The organism is Neolewinella persica DSM 23188, assembly GCF_000373105.1.
In the GTDB taxonomy this organism is placed as follows: domain Bacteria; phylum Bacteroidota; class Bacteroidia; order Chitinophagales; family Saprospiraceae; genus Neolewinella; species Neolewinella persica.
The window spans coordinates 249,847-272,730 of sequence record NZ_KB890425.1 but is presented as its reverse complement, the minus strand read 5'-3'; the positions used below and the strand labels follow the sequence as shown (position 1 = coordinate 272,730).

Annotated in this window: 18 protein-coding genes; 9 read left to right on the top strand and 9 right to left on the bottom strand. The window is 51.8% G+C overall.

The window, feature by feature from the left end; translation table 11 throughout:
• Positions 1–86: 86 nt before the first annotated feature.
• The 6 genes from B036_RS31915 to B036_RS0110085 all read right to left on the bottom strand — a co-directional run bounded on the left by B036_RS31915 (position 87) and on the right by B036_RS0110085 (position 7,511).
• A complete protein-coding gene (locus B036_RS31915; protein ID WP_020568594.1) occupies positions 87–1,742 on the bottom strand; it encodes a hypothetical protein in 1,656 nt (551 codons plus the stop codon).
• 1 nt (position 1,743) lies between these two features.
• The gene (locus tag B036_RS0110105; protein WP_020568593.1) at positions 1,744–2,772 is read right to left on the bottom strand and encodes a hypothetical protein; all 1,029 of its coding nucleotides are present in this window, start codon (positions 2,770–2,772) and stop codon (positions 1,744–1,746) included.
• 230 nt (positions 2,773–3,002) lie between these two features.
• A complete protein-coding gene (locus B036_RS0110100) occupies positions 3,003–4,580 on the bottom strand; it encodes an NAD(P)/FAD-dependent oxidoreductase (RefSeq protein ID WP_020568592.1) in 1,578 nt (525 codons plus the stop codon).
• Between the two features lie 51 nt (positions 4,581–4,631).
• Positions 4,632–5,051 (bottom strand): hypothetical protein, encoded by a 420-nt coding sequence (locus B036_RS0110095; protein ID WP_157472107.1) that lies wholly within the window; start codon positions 5,049–5,051, stop codon positions 4,632–4,634.
• 225 nt (positions 5,052–5,276) lie between these two features.
• On the bottom strand, positions 5,277–7,148 hold the full coding sequence (locus B036_RS0110090; RefSeq protein ID WP_020568590.1) for a cation:proton antiporter: 1,872 nt from the start codon (positions 7,146–7,148) through the stop codon (positions 5,277–5,279).
• A 54-nt stretch (positions 7,149–7,202) separates the two neighbouring features.
• Entirely contained in the window at positions 7,203–7,511 is a 309-nt protein-coding gene (locus B036_RS0110085) for a YbaB/EbfC family nucleoid-associated protein (RefSeq protein ID WP_020568589.1), read from the bottom strand.
• Positions 7,512–7,871: 360 nt separating this feature from the next.
• Here B036_RS0110085 and B036_RS0110080 point away from each other — a divergent pair, with 360 nt between their 5' ends.
• The 4 genes from B036_RS0110080 to B036_RS0110065 all read left to right on the top strand — a co-directional run bounded on the left by B036_RS0110080 (position 7,872) and on the right by B036_RS0110065 (position 14,171).
• Entirely contained in the window at positions 7,872–9,140 is a 1,269-nt protein-coding gene (locus tag B036_RS0110080; RefSeq protein ID WP_020568588.1) for a 1-acyl-sn-glycerol-3-phosphate acyltransferase, read from the top strand.
• Between the two features lie 65 nt (positions 9,141–9,205).
• A complete protein-coding gene (locus B036_RS0110075; RefSeq protein ID WP_026231853.1) occupies positions 9,206–9,751 on the top strand; it encodes an energy transducer TonB in 546 nt (181 codons plus the stop codon).
• Between the two features lie 23 nt (positions 9,752–9,774).
• A complete protein-coding gene (argE, locus tag B036_RS0110070; protein ID WP_020568586.1) occupies positions 9,775–10,950 on the top strand; it encodes an acetylornithine deacetylase in 1,176 nt (391 codons plus the stop codon).
• Between the two features lie 68 nt (positions 10,951–11,018).
• On the top strand, positions 11,019–14,171 hold the full coding sequence (locus tag B036_RS0110065; RefSeq protein WP_020568585.1) for a PVC-type heme-binding CxxCH protein: 3,153 nt from the start codon (positions 11,019–11,021) through the stop codon (positions 14,169–14,171).
• 7 nt (positions 14,172–14,178) lie between these two features.
• Here B036_RS0110065 and B036_RS28840 read toward each other — a convergent pair whose 3' ends face one another.
• On the bottom strand, positions 14,179–15,360 hold the full coding sequence (locus B036_RS28840) for a dioxygenase family protein (RefSeq protein WP_020568584.1): 1,182 nt from the start codon (positions 15,358–15,360) through the stop codon (positions 14,179–14,181).
• Positions 15,361–15,425: 65 nt separating this feature from the next.
• A complete protein-coding gene (locus B036_RS31910) occupies positions 15,426–16,250 on the bottom strand; it encodes a LytTR family DNA-binding domain-containing protein (RefSeq protein WP_020568583.1) in 825 nt (274 codons plus the stop codon).
• Positions 16,251–16,301: 51 nt separating this feature from the next.
• Between B036_RS31910 and B036_RS0110050 the strand changes: the two genes are divergently transcribed.
• The 5 genes from B036_RS0110050 (at position 16,302) to B036_RS0110035 (ending at position 20,972) form a co-directional block, all read left to right on the top strand.
• The gene (locus tag B036_RS0110050; protein ID WP_044102279.1) at positions 16,302–17,264 is read left to right on the top strand and encodes a ThuA domain-containing protein; all 963 of its coding nucleotides are present in this window, start codon (positions 16,302–16,304) and stop codon (positions 17,262–17,264) included.
• 233 nt (positions 17,265–17,497) lie between these two features.
• On the top strand, positions 17,498–17,761 hold the full coding sequence (locus B036_RS33510; protein ID WP_157472106.1) for a hypothetical protein: 264 nt from the start codon (positions 17,498–17,500) through the stop codon (positions 17,759–17,761).
• A gap of 163 nt (positions 17,762–17,924) precedes the next feature.
• The gene (locus B036_RS0110045; protein WP_020568580.1) at positions 17,925–19,052 is read left to right on the top strand and encodes a DUF4221 family protein; all 1,128 of its coding nucleotides are present in this window, start codon (positions 17,925–17,927) and stop codon (positions 19,050–19,052) included.
• A gap of 112 nt (positions 19,053–19,164) precedes the next feature.
• Positions 19,165–19,572 carry a thiol-disulfide oxidoreductase DCC family protein gene (locus B036_RS0110040; RefSeq protein WP_020568579.1) on the top strand — a complete coding sequence of 136 codons (408 nt, stop codon included), beginning with the start codon at positions 19,165–19,167 and terminating at the stop codon, positions 19,570–19,572.
• Between the two features lie 140 nt (positions 19,573–19,712).
• The gene (locus B036_RS0110035) at positions 19,713–20,972 is read left to right on the top strand and encodes a LamG-like jellyroll fold domain-containing protein (protein WP_020568577.1); all 1,260 of its coding nucleotides are present in this window, start codon (positions 19,713–19,715) and stop codon (positions 20,970–20,972) included.
• Between the two features lie 181 nt (positions 20,973–21,153).
• On the opposite strand, the gene B036_RS0110030 is transcribed toward B036_RS0110035, so the two are convergent.
• The coding region (locus tag B036_RS0110030; RefSeq protein ID WP_020568576.1) for a T9SS type B sorting domain-containing protein at positions 21,154–22,884 on the bottom strand (1,731 nt) is incomplete at its 5' end.

Sequence of the window (22,884 nt, the reverse complement as noted above, 5' to 3'; positions counted from 1 at the left end):
AGCGCCGCAACGTTTGTGCACTGCTCCATGCCGCGGGTAAAAGCTTGCTTTGCGACCTTTCACCCGGGGTAATTAATGTTCGACCGCTACGTGATCACCATTTTACCCGATATAGATCTCCGTCGCCATTCCCAAAATGCAAACCCCGCGACCACCAGGTATTCCATGGCTACCAACCAGAGGTTCTCGTGGTAAGGCTCGGTGAGATAGTTGGTGTAGGTCAGCATGATCAGAAAAGACCATACCAAGGGGAAACGCCAACTGGTGAAACAGCTCAGCATTATCGGTACACTCAGGTACCAGGGGTGAACGGTAGTAGCGCAGAGAAGGTACAGCACGAAAGCCCACAGCCACCCGACGGGTAGGGAGGCCCAGTCTGATCGCCGGTCCAGCAAGGCCAACAACAGGATACCTACGGCCGATGTCCGCGCCAACAAAGGGCCGAATACAGCAATCTGGTTCCACCCCACATCCAGGTACCCATAGGCCCTCGCCAGGTAGTACAGGCTGGCGTTGAATTCAAATTTCTTCTGGTACAACTCCAGGCTGCTGCTGAAGCCCGACAGGAAGCCTTCGGACAATAAGAGCGGCGCAAAAAACAGGAGACAACTTACCCCGAAGGCGAAGGAGAAAATCCAGAATGGGCGGGCACTCTTAATTATTGACAACAGGTACTCTCTGTTTAGAAAACGCCCCTCCCTTGGCACCTCTCCCCCAGCCCCTCTCCCCCGGAGAGGGGGGGCCCAAGCATTAGTATTTTTAGGCAAGGGAGATTTTTTTACAGAATGTACCAATCGACGAATCAACAACGGTAACAACATCAACGGCAGCAACTTGCTCGCTACCGAGGCGGCCATGGCAGCACCTGCGGCCACCCACTTGCTTCGTTGCAGCAGGTAATAGGCCAGTAACAGAAAGAATACCATGGCGCCTTCGAAGTGGAGGTTGCCCATGATTTCGACCAGGATCAGGGGGTTGAGCCAGTAGAGTAGTAGTCGGGGTGTCGAGTTTTCGAGTTTTCGAGGTGTCGGGGTGTCGGGGTGTCGGGGTGTCGGGTTATCTGGTTGTCCGGACGGCCCTTGCTCCTTAACCGTTTCCTGCACCTGCGGCCCCGCCCCCTTGAAAGAAAAAAGGAAGGAAAGGGAAAAAGGAGTTGAAGACTGGCCTTTCTTCCCTTCCTCCTTTTCACCCCTTACTCCTTTAAAAAGTTGCCACATCACCCACAAACTCCCCAGCTCACAAGCCAGCAAAAACAGCTTCATCACCACCGCCGCACCGTACCAACTGCCCGGGCTCAGCCAGGCCGCCACCGTAAAAACCCCCTGTGCCACCGGCGGGTAAATCGTGTAATAATCGGGGGAGTTTAGCTTATCGAACAGCTCCTGCGATAGTCCAGGTACGGCGTTTCCTGTTTCCAGATAAAAGGCCGGCAATTCCGCGAAGGGATTGAGGCCCGCCGCTACTAAATGACCATCCCAGATGAAGCGGTAAACATCATCGCTGAGCAAGGGGAAGGCAAAAACCAGCGCCACCCGCAAGATAATGCCCAGTCCGACAAGTAATTTCATGTTGCCCCGATCGGGCTTTCGGACTAACAACAGGTACCCGCCGAAAGCGACCAGAAAGGAGCTAAACAACGAGGTAAAATCCATCCGATCTACACCGAAGCCCAGGTAGGTTACTCCGGCGGCCAGCAGCAGTGTGCCAAAGGCCAGATTAATTGGACGGGAGGTTGGCTTCATGCTAGTCCTTTAGTTGGAAGGAATTGAAGAATTTTTCAATTTCTTCGTTGATATCGTCAGATGTAGAAAGTACACCTGCCAAGTATAAACGCTTCCCAATTAATACGGCCCGGTAGTATCCCGACATTTTACCTTCAAATAGCGAAGCTTGAATTTGGTAGCCTTGCCTACCCAAAACCGTTACTGATTTACGGTCAATTAAGCTCGCGTTGGAAGATTTAAGTATCCCTTCAATAGATTCGTCATAGAATTTTTTGAGCGAAAAATCCTCTATAAACTTAGAGGCAGGATAAGCTGCCTCCTGGGAAATGAAGAAAACATTACCGATTTTCAACTCTCTTTCCAGTAGCTCTATCCTGGAAGATATTACGCCCACATCCGTCTCGATGAATGACTGACGAACTTCAGGAGTATCGGGGAATTTTACCGTAAAAGAGGCTTTATCTATGATTTCAAACCCGTAATCAATATCATTGGTTATGGTTTCATCAATGTGGAATGAATTTAAAAATGAAGTTCCGGTTACCTTGAACCAGTCGAGAGAAGTTACTTCGAGTTCTACCAGGTAATTATCAACGAGGTAAACCTGTCTGATTATTTGACCACCATCACCAGAAGCTTTAAGACGAAAGATTTTACCGGGAAATCTATTCTTAAAGACGTAGGTACTGTTCAGTAATTCTACCACTTCGTTTTCAATATCTGATGATACCGTCGAGTTAATAAACCCTTCTATTAACTGAAATGAAGAGTCGGAATGAATATATTCTGCAGGATATTCACTTACGCTAGCGTTGAGCATATAATCTGAATCCCCCTCAGATGCTGCGTTTAAGAAATGGTGGTGAACAATCACCAACTGATCACCCAAATAGAGGGAATCAAGTTGTTGTTCCGCGTCTTGAGGAAAATCGATAAAAAGGAACGATGGCTCATGGCTTATCAGCAAGTTGGCAGACTGAGCTGCCAGGGAGGCCGGGGGCACAAACAGGCAAAGTGCAAACAAGTAATGATAAAAATTGGGCATCATAAATGATTAGGTGTTTTTCATTTTGAAGGGGTAAATATAGGCTAGTGGAAGCCTCTAGACGATTTCGATTAGATTCTCGCCAGTGGGGCGGGGGCAAGCCCCGTCCCTACTGGCTGACGTGGGGTATTCCGCGTTCGCTGAGCGAACGCAGCCGCTAAACCTGACGCTGGTACGGGCGGGGCTGGCCCCCTCCCGACCAGCATAAAACCAAAAATTTCTGGAGGCGTCCACTACCCCATCACCCTTGCCGCAATCGCCCGCGCCACATTCTGCCCATCCATGGCAGCACTAAGGATGCCGCCGGCGAAGCCGGCACCTTCCCCGCAGGGGTAAAGGCTGGGTAAATCCGGGTGTTGGTAGCTCTCCTGGTCACGTGGAATCCGGACGGGGCTGGAGGTCCGGCTTTCCGTTCCGATCACGTTGGCTTCTTCCGTAAAGTAGCCCTTCATTTTGCGGCCAAAATCCTGAACGCCCTGTTGCAAACGCATGAAGATCGACTGCGGCAGCATCTGGTGCAATGGCGCGGCATGGAGTCCGGGAATGTAACTGGTGTCCGGCAGGTCTTTGGAGATGCGGCTTTTTACAAAGTCGGTCAGCCGCGCCGCAGGCGCGGACTGGCTACCATCTCCCGAAGCAAACATCTTTTGCTCCACAGACCGCTGAAATTCCAATCCGGCAAAAATGCCATGCTCGGCGAAAGGCTGCAGGTCTTCGATCTCGACGGCCACTACGGTACCGGAGTTGGCATAGGGGCTGTCCCGCCGGCTTAGGCTCATCCCGTTCACCACAATCTCGCCGGGGGCGGTCGCCGCTGGCACCACCAGTCCGCCGGGACACATACAAAAGCTGAATACGCCCCGGTCTTTGACCTGGGTAACGAGTTTATAGCTGCTGGCCGGAAGGTTCTCCTCCCGTTTCCGTTGGTTGTATTGGATCTGATCGATCAGGGGTTGCGGGTGCTCAATCCGGACACCCAGGGCGAAGGGTTTGGCCTCCATCCGGACTTTGTGTCGGTACAGCAAAGCGTAAACGTCGCGCGCAGAGTGTCCGGTAGCAAAGATGTAGGCCTTAGCCTCCAGGCGATAATCTTCTCCTTCGGGATTGGTGATGATGAGCGCTTGCAGGTCATTGTCCGTTCGCTCCAGATCGGTCATCTTGTGGCCGAAGCGAATTTCGCCGCCGTGCTTCAAGATGGTTTCCCGCATATTGGCCACCACCTTAGGAAGTTTGTTGGAGCCGATGTGCGGGTGTGCATCCATAAGGATGTCTGATTGCGCACCATGCTCGGCCAGCAGGTTAAGTGCCTTTTGGTAATTGCCTCGCTTGAGCGACCTGGTGTAGAGCTTTCCATCGGAGTAGGTCCCTGCTCCACCCTCGCCGAAGCAATAGTTAGAATCCGGGTCGACTATTCCAAATTGCTGGATCGCCTTCAGGCTCCGGCGACGGGCCTGAACGTCTTTACCACGTTCGATGATGATGGGTTTCAGGCCCAACTCAATCAGCTCGAGGGCGGCAAACATACCGGCAGGTCCGCAACCGATGATCGCCACGGCGGGCGCAGAGGCAACATCTTCGGGGTAGCCGGCGACGATGGGTGCTTCGGGCGTAAATTCTTCTCCGGGCGGTAATACGACGACCCGCATCCTGAATACCGGTTGGCGGCCCCGAGCGTCGATGCTGCGCCGCTCAATGCGAATTTCACCGACGTCAGCAGGGGCCAGCGGCCCCTGACGAAGAACGGCGTTGCGTAGCGCCTCCACATCGTGGAGGTCAGCGGGAGGAAGTTTTATTTCGAAGGAGGGGGACATGCCGCAAAGATATGTGATTGGTTTACTAGAACAATCATATATCTCAGATGATCACCTACTCACCCGGCGATAGGCCAGTTCTCCGGCAGCCTCAAATTCTTCAGGGAGGTAAACGACAATGACTACGGTCTCCGAAGTGGAGAATTCCGTGCCTTGCACCACACGGCGGACTTTATCGACGCTTTCCAGTTTCAGACTGGTGCCCGACAGGTTTTCCGCCAGGTCCCACCGCTTTTTGTCCAAAAAGAACTTAAGGATATGTGGATCACCATTGTTGAGTTTGACGCTGGTCTCGACCAGAATATCATCACCCGGCCAGGATTTGATCTCCAGCTTATCATCTTTGTAAACGTCGAAACTGACCTGGTCAATCGAGTCCAGATCAATGGTCTTGTGGTAGATGTCCGCAGGATCTTGTGCAAAAGAAAATGCGGTAACGGCCATAAAGGCTAATGTTAGTAGAAAGCGCATGTGTCTGAGAGGGAAAGTCTGTAAATCGGGTGGTATATAGTGTCTGTATGAATAACGATCAGTACAGGCCAGTTGTTGCCTTAGTGAATGGAAGCGTTAGAGCGTCGGAGAGTGGCTGCGGCAGGTACCGTTCGCAGTACTGCACTTGCTCATCCTGACAAATAAGCACAGCAAAGCAGTGGCAGTAGCAGTAATATTCAGTGACTCCCCTCTTTGAGGCTCATCTTAAACCGATTCTTCTGGTCCGACAATCGTGTCTACTTCCGGCAATACCGGGAGCTTAGAGCCCAGACAAACGAGGAAATAGTCGCCAGTCACCAGGGTCAGCGTATTTACGTCCTGCGGGATAGTATTTAACAGTCCATCAGGCGATTTAATGAAAATCGGTGCGACCGTTATCTCCTTTCTAGCGTATTCCAGCCAGCGTCCCAATTCTTCCAGTGACGAGAAGGGGACTTCATGAATGGAGGAAGATTCACGGTTCGATTCGCTGAGGTTGATGAAATCCTCGGTATGGCTAAAAATATTTTCATCGTCGACCTTAGCCGTATCTTTTAGCTCATCGACGGTGATCAGACGGTAAGCACCGCGTTCACCGAATATTTTCTCGTAGCGGTTAAGTGCGTATTCATTTACTTCGTCAGAGCTGGTAAAGGCAAGTAAATACCCTACATCGAGCAGTTCGTACAGCTCTGCCAATTCGGTATTATAAATATTGGCAACAATGCCCTCCAGACCAGCACGCTCTGCCTTAGCAATATGGCCGGGGTTGCTATCGATCAAATGAACCGTTCTTCCCTGCTCCTTGAGATAAGCACCGATGGTGATCGCAAAGTTGTTGGCTCCAAGGATCAGTACACCGCCAGAAGCATCCTGGACGACACCCAGCAAACGGGCGACCAATCGGGCGGTAGTGGCATTAAGCAGAACGGTTCCCAGCACGATCATAAACACCAGCGGGGTAATGTACTCCGCATTAGGCACTCCTTTTTCGGCCAGCGTAAGGCCAAACAGTGAGGCAATTCCTGCCGCAACGATTCCACGTGGGCCAACCCAGCTAATGAAAAGTTTTTCGGGTAAACTAAGGTTTCCATTGTACGTACTGGCAAAAACACTCAGTGGCCGGAGGACCAAAGCGACAAAGCCAAACAGGGCGATGGGACGCCAGTCCCGGACCAGCAATTCCAGCTCCGACATGTCCATATTAGCTGCCAGCAGAATGAACAGAATGGAGATCAACAATACGCTCAGACTTTCTTTAAAAGAAAGGATTTCTTCGATTCGGGGAACATCCTTATTGGCCAGTACCAGCCCCATAACCACTACGGCCAGCAGGCCTGATTCGTGGGCAAGTATATCAGAGGTAACAAATACCAACAGGACACTAGCCAGCACGAAAACGTTAAGCAGGTAGTGGGGAACAAGTTCCCTTTTAATGATTTGGTAGAGCGCCATCCCGGAAATAAACCCCAGTGCACCACCAAGTAGCACGACCTGTACAAACTGGATCATGGCGTGAGAGGTATACCCCATTCCGTGGTCCGTGGTACTCACGAATTCGAAAACGAGAACAGCTACCAGCGCACCAATGGGATCAATCAGAATTCCTTCCCATTTGAGCACCGTGGCCACATTCCGGTTCAACGGAATGTTCTGAAGGATAGGTGCAATTACCGTTGGCCCCGTCACGATGATGAGCCCGGCAAAAAGGAAGCTGATATTCCAGGTAAGGCCCATGATGAAATGCGCTGCGAAGCCTGCTCCGATAAAGGTGATCAGGCTTCCCAGTGATATGAGCCGGAGGATGGAGCGCTGGGTTTCCTGCACCTCTTTGACCCTAAGCGTCAGCCCACCCTCAAACAGGATGATACCAATGGCCAGGCTAACGAAATAGAATAGGGAACGCCCGGGAAACAAACCCGTTTCACCGTTATATATTGGATTGATCAACTTGGCACCGTCCGCCGTAATCAAGGTAGATAAGGGACCAACCAGCAGACCAATGACGATCAACGGCAAAATAGCCGGGACACGTATGCGCCAGGCGAACCACTGGGCAAAAATCCCAAGAACAATAATACCAGCTAATTCTTCCATTTAGAAGGGAAAAGGAGAGAAGGAAAAAAAGAGGTGTATGCGCCTCCGGGAAGGTTAGCCGAACAGGCTCCCCAAGCCTCCAGGCAACATATTATTCATCATAGAGCCAGCCTGGGACTTCTCGTATTCCGCCGCCTGTTCCAAAACCCGGTTGGTGGCTACAACTAGGAGATCTTCCAGACCTTCCACATCTTCGAGGTCGATCTGGGTGGTATCAATCTTAACATTGGTTATTTCACGGGCGCCATTACAAGTAACGGTTACAGCACCTCCGCCGGCATCAGCCGTAAAAGACTGCTCTGCCATTTGTTTTTGCATTTGCTCCTGCATTTCCTGCATCTGGTTCATCATGTCTCCTAACATATCAATGGCTTTTGGTTTGAACGAATAAAATGATTGGGGAGGGGGTTTAGTTCACCGGTAGTGAATTAGATAATGAGTGAGTTGGAGGGTCACTGCGTTGGTGAGTGGCTACCGCAGGTACCGTTCGTGGCGCTGGCCTTACTCACCTTAGCGAACGAGCGCAGCGAAGTGAGGGGTAGCGGTAGCAACTCAGCGATTCACCAACTCATAAGTTCACTTGGCGCGGCCGCAGGTGCAAGGTGGAGGGACAAGAGCAAGCTACTCAGCAGTAATCGTACCTTTGAGGCGAGCAAGGCGAGTGGAAACAGTGGCAGCCATTTGCTCCTTCTTTTATTCACCCATTCATTTTACCTTGCGCCCATGTCTAAACTCGTTTTCTGGATTTTCCATTTTTTGAGCCGTTGGATGCTCCGCATTTACTACCCCGGCATGGAGGTAGAAAATTTACAGAATGCCAACCACCCCGGGCCTACCCTGCTGTGTGGCAATCATCCGAACACATTGATCGACCCCCTCATTGTCGGTATTCACCTTGATTACCAAACTTACTTCCTCGCTAACGCCGCAATGTGGATCAACCCCGTTATGGCTTTCCTGATCGATCCTTTCTGTATTCCTGTGGCACGGCCACAGGATAAGCAGGCCGGAGCAACGAAAGGAATGGACACCGACGAAATATTCAACCGCACCTTTGCCGGCCTGGAGGCTGGAGAGGTGGTTTACATCGCACCCGAAGGCGCGAGTGAGCTCGAACGCAAACTCCGCCGACTCAAAGGCGGCGCAGCCAGCATGGCCCTCGAAGCCGAAAATCGTAACGACTGGAAACTCGGCCTCTCCGTACAACCCGTCGGCGTCAACTACGAAAGCCCCACCACCTGCTTCAGCAGGGCATTTATTCGCTACGGTGAACCGATCGACGTTACGCCTTACCGCGAACAATTTGAGGAAAGCCCCATGCGCGCCATCAGGGCACTGACCAACGTTTTGACCGACCAGATGCAGGGTTTACTGATCCAAACCCAAAACAAGGCCGAAGAGCACCTGCTCCGCCCCATCGAACGCGCCATCCAGAATGAGCGACCGATGAAGGTAAGCGACCATCACTACCGCACCCAACGCATTCTCGCCGCCCTCCGAAAAATGCCGGAAGACAACCTGGAAGCCCTGCGCGAAACCGCTACCTCCTATGATCAATTACTGCGCAAAAACGGTCAGCTGGACGTTGAATTCAGCAACCACCCCGACCGTAAAATGACCGCCGGCACCCTGCTGGCCCTCCCCTTCTACCTCTATGGCCTGCTCAACCACGCACCATGGTTATTGGCCATCAACGGCATCTGGAAGGCACTTGGCATCGACCGGGGCTATAAAGCCACCGTACAGACGCTGGGTAGCTGGATCGTACTCCCCATCCTGTATCTTTTACAGGTCCTGGCCTTCAACTGGATCTTCCCGGCTAGCTGGGGCTGGCTATACCTGCTCAGCCTACCCATCTCCGGTCTCTTCGCGTTGAAGTACTGGCTGACTTACCGGGCGTTCTGGAAGGGGCGGTTTTCGGGCTCATCCGCAGATAATAAGCAGCTGGAGGCGTTAAGGGCACAGATGCTTAGGGCGGTACCTGAGGTATAGGTTACTACTCCACTTCCTTAGTGCGGCTGCCCACCAAAGTATCGGCGGTGTAGCATCTTAGTTGCATGCCTTACCCATTTCCTATTCGCCACTATTATTTGCCCTGGCTTGCGGGATTACTCGTCATGGCTTTTGTTTTATTGATGCCACCAGACCAGCTGGCCACCGTTCCTTATGCTCCGCTGGTGTTGTCCCCTCAGGAGTTTACTTCGGTTATTCCCGAGGTTATTGAGCCTGTCGTCATCACCATGCCTTTCTTTCCGGGCTGCCAAAGTTTTAAAGGAAAAGACAAACGCGCCTGCAGCAGCAAAAGGATGTATGCCTATATCTACGACCAAGCCAGCTATCCCGTGGGTAATCCCACTCAACGCACGGCGGGTATTGTCGAAGTGGAATTTCTCGTAGGCTCCGACGGCTTAATCCGCAACCCAAAGCTAAAGCGTGGACCTGGACACGGACGTGGTGGGGACGCCCTGCGGATCATCAACAATATGATAGCAGAGGGAATTTGCTGGGAGCCAGCCACCGCAGGGGGCGAACCCATACGCACACAAATGGCCATCACCATTCAATACAACATGGTTTGGGCGGGAGCAAGACCCCAGCCATAGCGACCGTTCCGTACCTTCGCCTCATGACTGCAACCCAGCCCCTAACCTTCACCCAAATTCTGACCGAATTGGTCGCCTTCCCCGTCCTCGGCGGAGAAGGGAATCACAGCATTGCCAACTGGATCAAAGACTATCTTGATGGTTACGGCGTGGCGTACCAGACCGTCCCCGACGAAACCGGGACCAAGGAGGCCATCCATTGCCGGATCGGGCCGGCGGTAGACGGCGGTATCATCCTGAGTGGGCATATGGACGTCGTCCCAACGGTCGGCCAACCCTGGGATACCGATCCGTTCAAACTTACGCTGAAGGGGGATACGTTATACGGCAGGGGAAGCTGCGACATGAAGGGGTTCCTCGCCTGCTGTTTGGCAAGCGTTCCTTTGCTCCTGCGTTCGCGCCTGAAAAAACCCGTTTACTTTGCCTTCAGCTTCGACGAAGAAATCGGCTGTATGGCCGGAGACTTACTTGCCGGGGCCATACGCGACCACTACGACGAACAGCCTGCCGGCGCCATCATTGGCGAACCGAGCATGCTCCGCCCGATGGTTGGGCAAAAAGGCATCATGGTCTACACCACCACGGTACGCGGTAGCCAGGGCCACAGTAGCCGGATCAAACAAGAGGTTGACGCCATCCACGAAGCCGCCCGCCTTATCGTCTGGCTCGAAGACAAAATGGACGCCCTGATTGCCGCGGGGCATACGGATGATCGCTTCCACCCCAACCACACCAGTATCCACGTCGGCACCATCAAAGGCGGCTCCGCCTTCAACATCATTGCCAACGAGTGTAGCTTCGACTGGGACTTCCGCAACATCCCCATGGATGAAGCCCAGGACATCATCGATGCCTTCCAATCCCATTGTGAGGAACGGGTAGCCCTGCGACGCGAGGTCTTCCCCGGTTTCGCTATCGAGCACGTCGCGATGCATCCGCCCGTCCCTCCGTTGGACACCCCCGAGGACGCCCCAATCGTAGACCTGGTCAAACAGATCTCCGGCGTTCAGGATACGGGTACGGTGTCTTACGCTGCCGAGGCTGGCCAATTCTCTAATGCTGGCTTCCCATCCGTCATTTGTGGGCCCGGCGACATTGCGCAGGCGCACCGCGCGAATGAGTTTTGCACGGTGGAGCAGCTGGAGGGGTGTATGGCGATGATTGAGAAGTTGGTGGAGGAGTTGGTGGCCCGGCCTTGAGGCCGGGCAACCAATTCGACTTCCCAAATAACCAGACTTCCCCTATCTTCCCCAGGTAAAGTCGAAAAATGAAGTACCTAGCTGTTATCTCGCTCATCATTCTGCTGTTCCAGTGTAGCGAGCCGAAGCCTACCCCCGTTATTAACCTTGAGAAAAATGACCACATCGTCCTGGTCGGTAACAACCTGTGTTCGAGGATGATGGAATTCGGGCATTTCGAAACGGAGTTACAATTGCGTTTTCCCGAGCATCAACTGTTTATTCGGAACATGTGTGACGGTGGTAACACCCCGGGGTTTCAGCCGCATTCAGCCCGGATGGATGCATGGGCCTTCCCCGGTGCGGAGAAGTTTTACGAAAACAGCTTACTCTCCCGGGATTCTGATCCGCGCGGAGAATTCCCAACGCCCGATGAGTGGCTGACAACGCTGGAAGCAGATGTCGTGCTCGCCTTCTTCGGATATAGTGAATCCTTTAATGGACCGGAGGGAGTCGACAATTTTAAAGCTGAGTTAAAAGCCTGGATAGACTATACTAATTTCTCGGACTATAATGGAGAGACGGCGCCGGAAATCGCGCTGATGTCGCCCACAGCCTTCCAGGACAAATCCGCCGTGATGGATGTGCCCGATGGCTCCATAGAAAATGACAATTTGAAGTTGTATGCTGCTGCTATGCGTGAAGTCGCGGCGGCGGCCAATATCCCATTCATCGATCTTTATGCGCCCACAACCGAGTGGTTTAGGGGTGCTACCGAAGGGACGACCGACGGTGTTCAACTCACCAGCGAGTCTTACCTGAAGCTGGCTCCCTGGCTTGCTGATCGGTTGTTTGGCGGTAAAGCAAAGGAGGCGGCGCGGACGCAGGTGCAAGAACTGGTTATGGATAAAAATTGGTTATGGCACAACGACTTCAAGATCCCGAACGGTGTCCACGTTTATGGCCGCAGGCACAATCCATTCGGTCCGGACAACTACCCAATGGAGATTAAAAAAATTCGGGAGATGACCATGATCCGGGACACGGCCATCTGGATGGCGCTGCGTGGAGAAGAGATGGATATTCCAGCCGCTGACGCTAACACTTATCAGCTTCCTCCCGTCGAAACCAACTACTCATTGACTAAAGAAGACGGTACCGTCGACTACCTCTACGGTGACGAACTGGCCAATACCTTCACAGTTGCCGATGGCTACAAATTAGAACTCTTCGCCTCCGAGCGCGAATTTCCCGACCTGGCCAACCCTTGCCAAATGAGCTTTGACAACAAAGGCCGGCTGTGGGTCGCTGTCATGCCAACTTACCCGCACTACAAACCGGGCGACGCCCGCCCCAATGACAAACTACTTATCCTCGAAGACACCGACAACGACGGTAAAGCAGATAAATCTACTGTGTTTGCGGACGATCTCCACGTACCCGTTGGCTTTGAGTTTGCTCCCGAAGGGGTTTACGTATCTCAGGGTACCCACCTTAAATTGTTAAAAGACACCGATGGAGATGACAAATACGATGAAGCGGAAATCATCCTCTCCGGTTTCGACGATCATGACACTCATCATACGGCCAGCGCATTCACAACAGATCCCTCCGGTGCCATCTACATGGGAGAAGGGCTGTTCCTTCACACCAGCGTAGAAACCCCCTATGGTACAGTCCGCGGCACCAACGGCGGCTTTTACCGTTACAGCCCGCAACGCCGGCATCTGGAACGGACGGCACAGATCCCCATTCCGAACCCATGGGGTATTGCCTTCGACCGGTGGGGACAACCATTTTTTGCCCATACATCGGGGCCTTCTGTTCGCTGGATGTTACCTAGTACCATTCGTAACCGCTATGGTGTTCAGGCGCCGCTTGGCAGTCAGTTGATCGAGGAAGACCACATGGTCCGGCCCACTTCCGGTCTGGAATTTGTTTCCAGCCGCCACTTTCCTGACGACGTGCAGGGAGACATGCTGATCAATAACACCATCGGCTTCCTTGGTATGAAGCAGCATCAGATGATCGATACTGACAACGGAGAATTCACCACAAAATGGCGGCAAGACCTGGTTACGGGTACTGACCCTAATTTCCGTCCCGTCGATATGGAATTTGCTCCCGATGGCAGCCTCTACTTCATCGACTGGCACAACGTTCTGGTTGGCCATATGCAGCATAATGCACGGGACCCGTTACGGGATCATGTGCACGGGAAGGTCTACCGGATCACCTACCCATCTCGCCCGCTGGTAACACCGGCGGATATAGAAGGAGCCTCCATCGCCACCCTGCTGCAAAACCTGGAACTTCCGGAATACCGGAGCCGTTACAGGACGCATCGTGAATTGCGGGGGCGGCCTGCAGCGGAAGTTTTACCGGCAGTAAAAGCATGGGTTTCCGATCGTGACCCGAACGCCGAAGATTATGAGCAACGCCTCCTGGAAGGCCTCTGGGTCACCTGGGGGCAGAATGCCCTTGACCAGGAGTTGATGGAAAAATCTCTGCAGGCGAAGGACTTCCGGGTCCGGGCCGCAGCCGTACAGGCGTTACGCTATGGCGGTCACCAAATCAACAAACAAGCTGCTTTACTCAACATCGCTGCGGCTGACCCGCATCCCCGCGTGCGGATGATGGCACTGGTTGCCGGAACCTGGCTGCCTGAAGACGCTGGCCGCATGGTCCTGGGCACGATCGAACAGCAACCCGTAGAAGATTGGATGAAAAGTATTGTAGAAGCTGCCCCCAAGCACCTGACGGGTGAAGGACTGAAAATCAGTAAGGGTTCAGAAATCATCGTTAACCACCTGAAAGGAGATGACCTCGCTCAATTCTCTGCCGGTTGGGACATTTATCATGAAGACGGCTCTTGCCGAACTTGCCACCAGAAAACCGGTAAAGGTCTTACGGCGTCCGGCTTCCCGCCGTTGAAAGACTCGGAGTGGGTTACTGGAGACCCCAAAGTCCTTGCCAAGATCCTGCTGAAAGGCCTCATCGGGCCAATAAGCGTAAAGGGGAGGGAGTATCCCGGGCAGGTACCAATGACGCCATACGAAAACCTCCTCAACGACAAACAAATTGCCGACGTGATGACTTACGTGCGCAATGCCTTTGGCAACCGGTCTTCAGTTATCAGTGAAGATTTTATTACCAGTGTTCGGGCGGAGATAAAGGAAACCGGGAAGAAAGGCTATTACAAAGCCGAAGAACTTACCGGACCTGCTTACAGGAAGAAGTAATGAACCGCTAATCAGGCAGTCTACTGAGTTTAATTTCCTGTCCTGCTCTGGATAAGCTGGCTTCTATTTCCACCGCAGGAGGTATTACAAGCTCCGTATTCTGGTACCGATCAATGACGTTACTATTTCGATAGATTAACATGGTGAAGGCCAACTGCGAATCGAGGGCATAATGATGTATTTCTGAATTAGTATCCCTAAAACCTGGCACGCTGGTCAGCGCAACGGAGTGAAGGTTCAGCTGCTGGCCCAACTGGCGGAGGCGACCGGAGGGCTGGCCTGAAAAAATGAAGAATACGTTCATTTCTGGTCGAAAACGACCTATAGATTCGAAGTACCGCAACCAGTCCGTCAGTTCCTTCGGGTTATGGTTTGGACCAACGAAACACAGTACTCCGTAGCCTTTACCGTATTTGCAGATTGGGCAGGTTCTGGTGTTCTCATCTGGCCCCCAGGCATGATATGGGCGGAAAGAAAATAAGTCTTCTCCGATGGCGGGGCCAGAGATGGACGACCTTTCCTGCCCACTGGGGTAAGCCGGGATGTTCAGGCCGAGAATAACGTCGTGGCGAGCCACCTCGAGATCACCCTGCCGGACCGTTCGAAGTACGCCGCTCCCCCCACGATTAAGCATACGCCGGCGTTTTGCTGAAGTAAGTAATGGATCATCATCGAAAACGAACTCATCGAGGTAGTAAGGCTGCTCTAGTCCGGGCTCGTAGATGGATGGGTGAATGTGAGCAGGTTCATCGGTACCAGGATAGGCCCCGGGGCGTACAGTATAAATGGCATATTTTCCTTGCTCATCCGATTTGACCCAGCCTCTAATATAACCGTGTCGGCTGACCTGAGGGTTTAACGAAGGGGAGGCTTGGTAACGCCCTGCCACGTTGGTGTGATAGTAGTAGAGAACGACACCTGCCGCCGGTGTCTTGCCGTCATTCTGGTACATCGTTCCGGTGATGAGTAATTTTTGCCCGGGCTGGTTCCATCCCGGGCTGGTGTCTACCGACATAATTGTTGCTGGCTGGTCGATCATCCCGTACTCACTGTTCTCAAAAGGGCCGCCGATTACAACGCGGTCAGCAGAACTGTTGCTGGCTTTAACGGGTGATGTTTGCCCACTGCAAGAGGCTAAAACGAAGCATATTCCCAAAGGGAGCAGGTAAATAATGGAAGTACGGTTCATGGCTTTTCCTCCAAATTACGGGTCTGACAGACATAAACGAGCTCAGATATGGTAAGCTGAGTAATTTACCGGGTCAGCTGATGGGCAGCCATTCTCCGTTTGTATTCCGCCGTATAATTTCGACTTAAGCGGTGGATCGACTCATCCTGGAGCACGACATCATAATCACCGTTCCCCCGGGAAATATAGGAGCTCACCCAAGAAAGATTAATGATACAAGATCGATGTATCCGGACAAACCGACTCGGAGGCAATTGTAACACAAGGGCCTTTAGCGTGGTATCCTCCAGGTATTTCCGCCCCTCGGCATGGATGGCCACATACGGGCTTTCAGCCCGTAGACAAGTGATCTCTTCTACGTCAAGATAGACCGTTTTCAAGTTGACCTTAACGGCGAGGCGCTTGGTAAAGTCGGGCATGGACCTCGCCATCATTGCGGTCTCCCCCAACATTCCTTTTTCCCTGATCACACCCGCCAACGCGACTAAGATATAACCAATAATAACTGGATAGAGGTGTTCTGCCAAGGCGTATCTAAACGTCCACTCCAACGAATAAACGTGGTCAAAAAACAGCCGGGAACCGCCATGCACACAAAGCACAAAAAGGCTCAGGTGTATGGCTGCCGTAACGGCGTAGATCAGGACCGTACGAAGTTGGCCGGAGTTATTTCCTAACCTCAATCGCGACTGCCACCATTCACTAAATATGATGCCCGGTAAAAACAGCAGCCAAAAACTATTAAACAGGGCCGCTTCTGAAAGATAAAAGCTATAGTTTCGCAACGATGAGTGGAGCAAATCCTGAAATAAAAACAAGCTAAACAACAAAAGCGCTACCGTTATTGGCCTGAGGATAATCCAATCCTTTTTAATGGTAAGAAACGTCATCCGGAAATATTTTGGTCAACAGGCATTAAATTACCAACTTAAAACCCACTCATGCGTCAACTTAGTCTATTGTTTGCCTGCTGCTTTGCCTTACTCTGCTCTTGCACCTCTTCCACTGCACCTGCGACCGCGCCTGAAGATGCTACTAAACAGCCGCACATTGTTTTCGTAACCGGAGATGAGGAATACCGTTCTGAAGAATCTATGCCGATGCTCGCAAGGATGGTTGAACGTGAGCTTGGAGCAACGACCGAAGTACTCTTCGCACTAGATTCGAACGGCATCGTCAACCCGAACGTGATCGATAATATTGCCGGCCTTGAAGCGCTTGGAAAAGCTGATATGATGGTCCTGTTTACCCGCTGGCGGAAGCTGCCGGACGAACAGGCAAAATACATTTTGGACTTTGCCGAAAGTGGTAAACCCATGGTTGGCTTCCGGACCGCCACCCATGCTTTCATGTACAAAGACGACTCGCTCCGGCAGCACCTTAACAACGATTGGCCTACTGCTGTTTTTGGGCAACAATGGATCACCCACCACGGGCATTTTGATGACGGGCATGACCCGCTGACCAGCGTCGCTTTAGTCGAAAATACCCATAGCCCTATCCTCAATGGCGTTCAGCCCTTTGATGCTTACTCCTGGCTGTATCACGTCGACGGTGGCGATTGGAAAATCAATCCCAAAACAAGCCCCTTGCTACTCGGCACCTCGTTGCGCTCCAAGCACGAAGAGGGGGGGCGGCTTGATCAGTTCCCCAAAACAAACCCCGTTGCCTGGACTAATGACTACAAAGGCGCCCGGGTGTTCTTCACCACCCTTGGTCATCCCTTTGACTGGCAGAATGACAATATGCGCCGACTTACCCTAAATGGAATTGCCTGGGCCTTAGGCCGGGAAGCAGATATTCCCGCCGACGGATTCAACCCAGCCATTATTGGTTCCTACTCCCCAAACAATTCAGGCTTTGGAGAGAAGTTTAAACAAGGGATGCGACCAAAAGAGTTTTAATTGCAACCTTGCTTTAACCCGATAACCAATCAAGGACAGATACAAAAAAACATGCGCTAATTTCGTATTCTGACCAATAATTGTAAATTAACTTGGCTTTTAAGGCATTTAGCACCTAACTTTGTATTCTCTCTTGATAAACCTTTTTGATTAAAAGCTTATTTCAACCTTCCCGCATTGCCTTGGCAATGAGGCTACGACTTTTAGTCATCTGTCCTTTTAACTTTTCTCTCATGAAATCTTTAATTATAACCCTACTAACGCTGCTTTTTCTTGTCGTTTCCTTCGTTACCATGACTGCCAGTTCTGACAGTTTCGACAGTAATCATAGCCCCAACTGTTCCACCGATGGTGGGCAGTATAGTTGGAAACCCGACGAGGTGTGGTGCTACGACCCATTTGGTGGCCAATTTCGCTGGGTCACTCAATGTGACGAATCAGGTGGTGCCTGCAACGACCAGTATTGCCCTTGCACCGGACATATAATTGAAATGTAGTTGTCGGTTAACTTGTATTATACCTATTTTCGCTACTAACCGTGGCCTAGGAATATCGTGTCCATAAACAATACTTTAAGGAGACCCCTTCCGTACTCTATTTGACACCTCCTAACACTTTCTCCCATTTCCGATTTTCGCGAATCAGCTATCATCTTAATGCATGCCCACTTTACTTTTTCGAGGACTTCTCCTGCTCTTATTTCTCAGCGCTTTCTTAACCAGCTGCGCTTCCAAACAGGATGTATTTGCAGAGTTATCTGAAAAAAAAATTGGTGGCCCAATTTCTGCCCCACGACAAAGCTGGCATGCACTGATCGAAGGATACGAAGATGAGCACGGAGACAAAAATTTTATCGGTTACAACGTCGCCAACCACAGCCTCGACTTTTTCTCCATTTCGGAGGAGGATATTGAGTTCTCCCAAGAGATAAAATTTATTTTCGAAGGCCCTGGTTCCATTGACCGGGTTCGTGCCATAGACTACGTTAATTCCGATACGATTGTGGTCATGTCCCGCTATTGGATCATTATGGTCGATGAAACAGGAAGAGAATTTTATCGCAAAAACATTTCCACGAACCCCGAAAACATTGTTGACGGGTTAGACTTGTCCTCCTACCACCCTTCGGCAAAACAAAGCAAGGGCAATCGCATTGCCCTGATCGGCGAAGAACTTTATCTTCCTTTAAATTATTTCGCTCATGATGCCTACGTCGATAAAAATGCCTACGCTGAACACATCCACCTTATTGGAAAACTAAACATTCGTACGGATGAGTTTGAGCCCTTACCTATCCATTTTCCTGCCGCGTTCCGGAAGAACCTGTACGGTTTTGCCAACTCCTTTCAATTCAATTACACACAGGATCGGATCATTTATAGTTTTCATGGATTTCCGGAGATATACGTTTACTCCATGCAAAGTGGTAAGACCAAAACGCTGAAACCAACCTACGAATTCCCCGCTACGCCAATTGCTGGATCAATGGAGATTTCAGAGCATATGCTACTGATGACTTCTTACAACAATAGTGTGATTGATTGGCAGAAAGAGTGGTGTTACCAGGCTGTTGTCCCACCTACTTTTGGGGAGCCGGCAACAGATATTTACCTGCGGGCCATTAATCTGAATACCGGTGAAGAAAAGTTAAGTCTCCTACCACAACGACGGGTTTTCATGGGCATGGTCACGCTACCAGATGGGATTTACCTGCCTTACGTATTACCAACGGACGACAGCATGCGTTACTCCAGATTTACTTTCGAACAGCAGCAGTTAGCGGAGTAATCAGACGGTTTTCTTATTGATCGGGTGATGCTTAAATCTTAACTTGTGAAGAAGGTCGGGAGAACACCCGCGGGAGCCTAAACCACCCAGCCCGGCCACGTGTTCTTAATCCATGTCCGATTCTCATCCCATCCTCTTCTTCGACGGTGTCTGCAACCTTTGTAACGGTGCGGTACAATGGTTCATCACCCGGGACAAAAGCGAGCACCTCCGCTTTGCCAGCCTACAGTCCGACCTGGCACAGGAATTACTCCCGCCCGCAGGGATAGACCCTTCCTCGCTCTCGAGCCTTGTTTTATTGGAAGAAGGAAAAGCCTATTCAAAAAGCACCGGAGCTCTGCGCGCAACAGGCCATTTGGGCGGTATTTGGTCGCCATTGGCAACCGCACTACGCCTTTTTCCACGTTTTATTCGCGACGGCGTGTATGATTTTATTGCCAAATACCGCTACCAGTGGTTTGGCAAAGAAGAAGCATGCATGTTGCCCCGGCCCGAATGGAAACACCGCTTTGTGGGTTAAGGGAGGCCCTCCTTTGCAATGATTGATGGCAAGATCACGTTGATCTATTCGGCGCAGGGTTGCCCGTTGAAGGTTGGAAGCGGATTTTCTCGCAAACTCTTAGACTATCAATCTACCTTTGCCCTCCTCAAAATCGGTATATGAGAGCTTTTTTACTGGTACTATTTATTTTTTCAGGCGCCGCCGCAGGTGCAATTTTCGGACAAGGAGCAGGCCCAACCACCCTGAACCTGGTGGCCCACTACACCTTCGATGGTGATTTCGCCGACGCCACCGGAGACAGCGCCAACAACGCTATTGCAAGCGGTGTACCTGAATTCGGATGTGGCGTAGAAGGGGATGCATTGATCCTAAACGGAGGTAATGACTTTCTCCGTGTAGCTGGCGGGAACACCAACAACGTTAATCGGGTGTTCGGCTCGGAAGACTTTACCATTAGTTTCTCTTTCAAACCAGTGGGCGTTAACGGCACTCAGTTTCTGATGTCCAAACGGGATACCAGCTGCAACAACCTGCAGTTCTTCACCGTGCGTTACGCACCACTGACCCGTACCGTGTCAGTAATCCTGCAGCAGAATAACCAGCAAGCCCGCATCGATCATCGCATCAATAACGGAGGTTGCTGGCAACACCTGGTGATCGTTCGGGATGAGAACAGCGTTCTATTATTTCTGAATGCCCAGGAAGTCGGCGAAGCGCGTACCTCGAGCCGGGTAGATGTCGAAAATAACGGCGAATTCCTAATCGGCTCCACCGTATGCCGGAGCATCGGAGAAATCCCCTTCGACGGGCTTATCGACGAAGTCAGGGTCTACGACCGGGCGCTGCGGCTGTCCGAGGTGCGGGGTCTTTACTCCTCTCCAGATCAGATCTTAACAGAAAACCAGCGCGTATTCCTTGGGGAAAGCGTAGACGTTGAAGTCAACAGCAATTGCGGCATCTCCTTCAATTGGACGCCTCCAGCCGACGTCATTAACCCGACCGACGCAGAGCCAACAATCACCCCGGTTAACGCCGGCCGACAATCTTACCTCGTTCGCATCAGCGATATGGAAAGCAACTGTACAGCCATCGACAGCCTCGTACTTCAGGTCATCGACCCCTCTGCACTCGACTGCGGGCAGGTTTTCCTACCTAAAGCCTTCACCCCTAACGGTATTGGCCCAACGGCGAACGAGAATTTTGGTATTTCCAACCCCTTCGCCATCCCTGAATTACTCAGCTTCGAAATCTATGACCGGTACGGCGCCCAAATGTTTCAATCTGCCGATGCATTTGCCCGCTGGGATGGAACCTTCAAAGGCGACCCCGTTCAGCCCGGCCCCATCGTCTGGCGGGTCGTATTTAACTGTAATGGCAGGGAACTTGTCGAGAGTGGGAGTGCGATGATCTTACGATAGTCTCGAAAAATAGCTCCGCTCCTTTTATCCGTAATCGGCCTGGCGGCCTTGGTCGTCGGTAAGCCACAGCACCACGAAGCTCGCTCTATCCATACCCGTGAAACCATCGGCAGAAACGAGTGCAACACGCTGCAACGTGAGTGAAACGAACCTGCAACTCCTGCAACATGAGCGAAGCGAATCATCGCATCAACACCATATCCGATTTAATGGTAACCAGCCGACCATCCGCCAATTCCACCTCAATACTGTAGACGTAGACCGCCGGTTCGTGAATTTCTCCGTGTTCATCCCTGCCGTCCCAGCCCCAATTCGTGTCTTGGGGATCAATTGGTCCATCCAGGAAATAAACCAGGTGGCCCCACCGGTTGAAGATTTGGAAGTTTTGAAAACTAACCACCGTTGGGCGGGCAAAGAGCCGGAACATGTCGTTTCTGCCATCACCGTTGGGAGAAAAAGCCGATGGAGAATAAACGGGAACAAAGGCCTGCACAATTACCTCTACTTCCGTAGATGCGCTGCACCCTGCTGAATCAAGAACAAAAACATCGTAGCTGGTTGTTTCCAATGGCTTAACGAAGGTGCTGCTACCAAAAATCAATGAGTCAGGGCCCGGGCTTAAGCGGAAACCGTTGACATCCAGTCCCGTCATCACTCGAAGCTCCACACTGTCGCCCAGGCTGATGGTGGACCGGGCGGGAGAAACCGTCACCTCACTGGTAGGTGGACCATCCAGGTCGAAAGATTCTTCCAGTAAGCAGCCATTTACGTCCTCTATCTGAAGGTTCGTACGCCCAACTTCAACGGGGAAGGTTTCGGGAAAAGCCCGCACTTGTCGAAATGAACCGTTAGCTGACGTCCTGTACAAATAGGGGCCTACACCTCCCTGAACGTCCCGAATGGTAAGCGAAGGAGTATTATTGAGGCAGTTAGCTGGCACCTCTGCAATGGCCGCAACCATAGCGTCCGGAGAAGACAATACCACCAGTGCTTCTGCTTCACAACCCCGGGCGCTCGTAGCCACAACGGCGTACCTTCCGGCACTCAGCCTTTCCAGTCGGGGGCCGGTTACTCCCGTACTCCAACTATAAGCATAGGGTGCTGCTCCTCCTTCTCCAAAAGCAATTACTTCCCCGTCGCTGCCTTCGGCACAGCTAACGGCAAATACGCCGTCACCGCTCATAACATCAATCCTAACGCGCAAGTCTGTTTCCTGCACCGCTATGGTTCCACCGATTATTGGCGGACAGTTACCTCCATTGGTGGCGGAGTTTATCCGAACCAAGGTTCCGGGAGCAATCATCCGCTGAATGGTCAACGTCCCCGAAGGAACACTGATCACTTCACCCGGATCTGAGCTAAGGACTACCATCGCAGTTCCCGTGCCGTCGTAACTCAGGGTTATATCGAGTTCTCCACCAACACAAACGATCCCGTCTCCGGAAAGCGTCACCGTTGGAACCTGCTCAATCCTTACCGTAACCGAAACGATGCTGTCACAGCCGTTTGCCGTTGGTTCAGGGATGGTTACCAGTACATCATTTACTGCCGTGGAAAAGCTTCGTCCAGCATAATCAAATGTAGTTCCCGCACAAATAGTGGTGTCAATGACACCAGCTGCCTGTGGGAAAAAACTAAGGTTGACCGTTACCGTGGAATCACATCCATTCACCGAGGGGGTAGGAACAATAACGTCGCCCGTCGTCCGGCCTCCATCAAAAATTTCTCCAAAGAAATTCAGTTGGGTGCCCGCGCAAATAATCGTATCAAGGGCGCTGAACGCAGGTGCAAAGAAGGTTAAAGTTACCGCCACCATCGAGTCACAACCGTTCACCGAGGGCGTGGGGACAACAACGTCGCCCGTCGTCCGGCCGGCGTTGAAGATCTCGCCGAAGTAGTCCAGGTCCGTGCC

Coding starts and splice junctions, on each gene's coding strand:
- B036_RS0110075 (WP_026231853.1), top strand. CDS start 9,206: ATGCCTTACCCATTTCCTATTCGCCACTATTATTTGCCCTGGCTTGCG.
- B036_RS0110105 (WP_020568593.1), bottom strand. CDS start 2,772: ATGATGCCCAATTTTTATCATTACTTGTTTGCACTTTGCCTGTTTGTG.
- B036_RS31910 (WP_020568583.1), bottom strand. CDS start 16,250: ATGACGTTTCTTACCATTAAAAAGGATTGGATTATCCTCAGGCCAATA.
- B036_RS0110035 (WP_020568577.1), top strand. CDS start 19,713: ATGAGAGCTTTTTTACTGGTACTATTTATTTTTTCAGGCGCCGCCGCA.
- B036_RS0110095 (WP_157472107.1), bottom strand. CDS start 5,051: ATGCGCTTTCTACTAACATTAGCCTTTATGGCCGTTACCGCATTTTCT.
- B036_RS0110100 (WP_020568592.1), bottom strand. CDS start 4,580: ATGTCCCCCTCCTTCGAAATAAAACTTCCTCCCGCTGACCTCCACGAT.
- B036_RS0110045 (WP_020568580.1), top strand. CDS start 17,925: ATGCCCACTTTACTTTTTCGAGGACTTCTCCTGCTCTTATTTCTCAGC.
- B036_RS0110065 (WP_020568585.1), top strand. CDS start 11,019: ATGAAGTACCTAGCTGTTATCTCGCTCATCATTCTGCTGTTCCAGTGT.
- B036_RS0110085 (WP_020568589.1), bottom strand. CDS start 7,511: ATGTTAGGAGACATGATGAACCAGATGCAGGAAATGCAGGAGCAAATG.
- B036_RS28840 (WP_020568584.1), bottom strand. CDS start 15,360: ATGAACCGTACTTCCATTATTTACCTGCTCCCTTTGGGAATATGCTTC.
- B036_RS31915 (WP_020568594.1), bottom strand. CDS start 1,742: ATGAAGCCAACCTCCCGTCCAATTAATCTGGCCTTTGGCACACTGCTG.
- B036_RS0110090 (WP_020568590.1), bottom strand. CDS start 7,148: ATGGAAGAATTAGCTGGTATTATTGTTCTTGGGATTTTTGCCCAGTGG.
- B036_RS0110050 (WP_044102279.1), top strand. CDS start 16,302: ATGCGTCAACTTAGTCTATTGTTTGCCTGCTGCTTTGCCTTACTCTGC.
- B036_RS0110080 (WP_020568588.1), top strand. CDS start 7,872: ATGTCTAAACTCGTTTTCTGGATTTTCCATTTTTTGAGCCGTTGGATG.
- B036_RS33510 (WP_157472106.1), top strand. CDS start 17,498: ATGAAATCTTTAATTATAACCCTACTAACGCTGCTTTTTCTTGTCGTT.
- argE (WP_020568586.1), top strand. CDS start 9,775: ATGACTGCAACCCAGCCCCTAACCTTCACCCAAATTCTGACCGAATTG.
- B036_RS0110040 (WP_020568579.1), top strand. CDS start 19,165: ATGTCCGATTCTCATCCCATCCTCTTCTTCGACGGTGTCTGCAACCTT.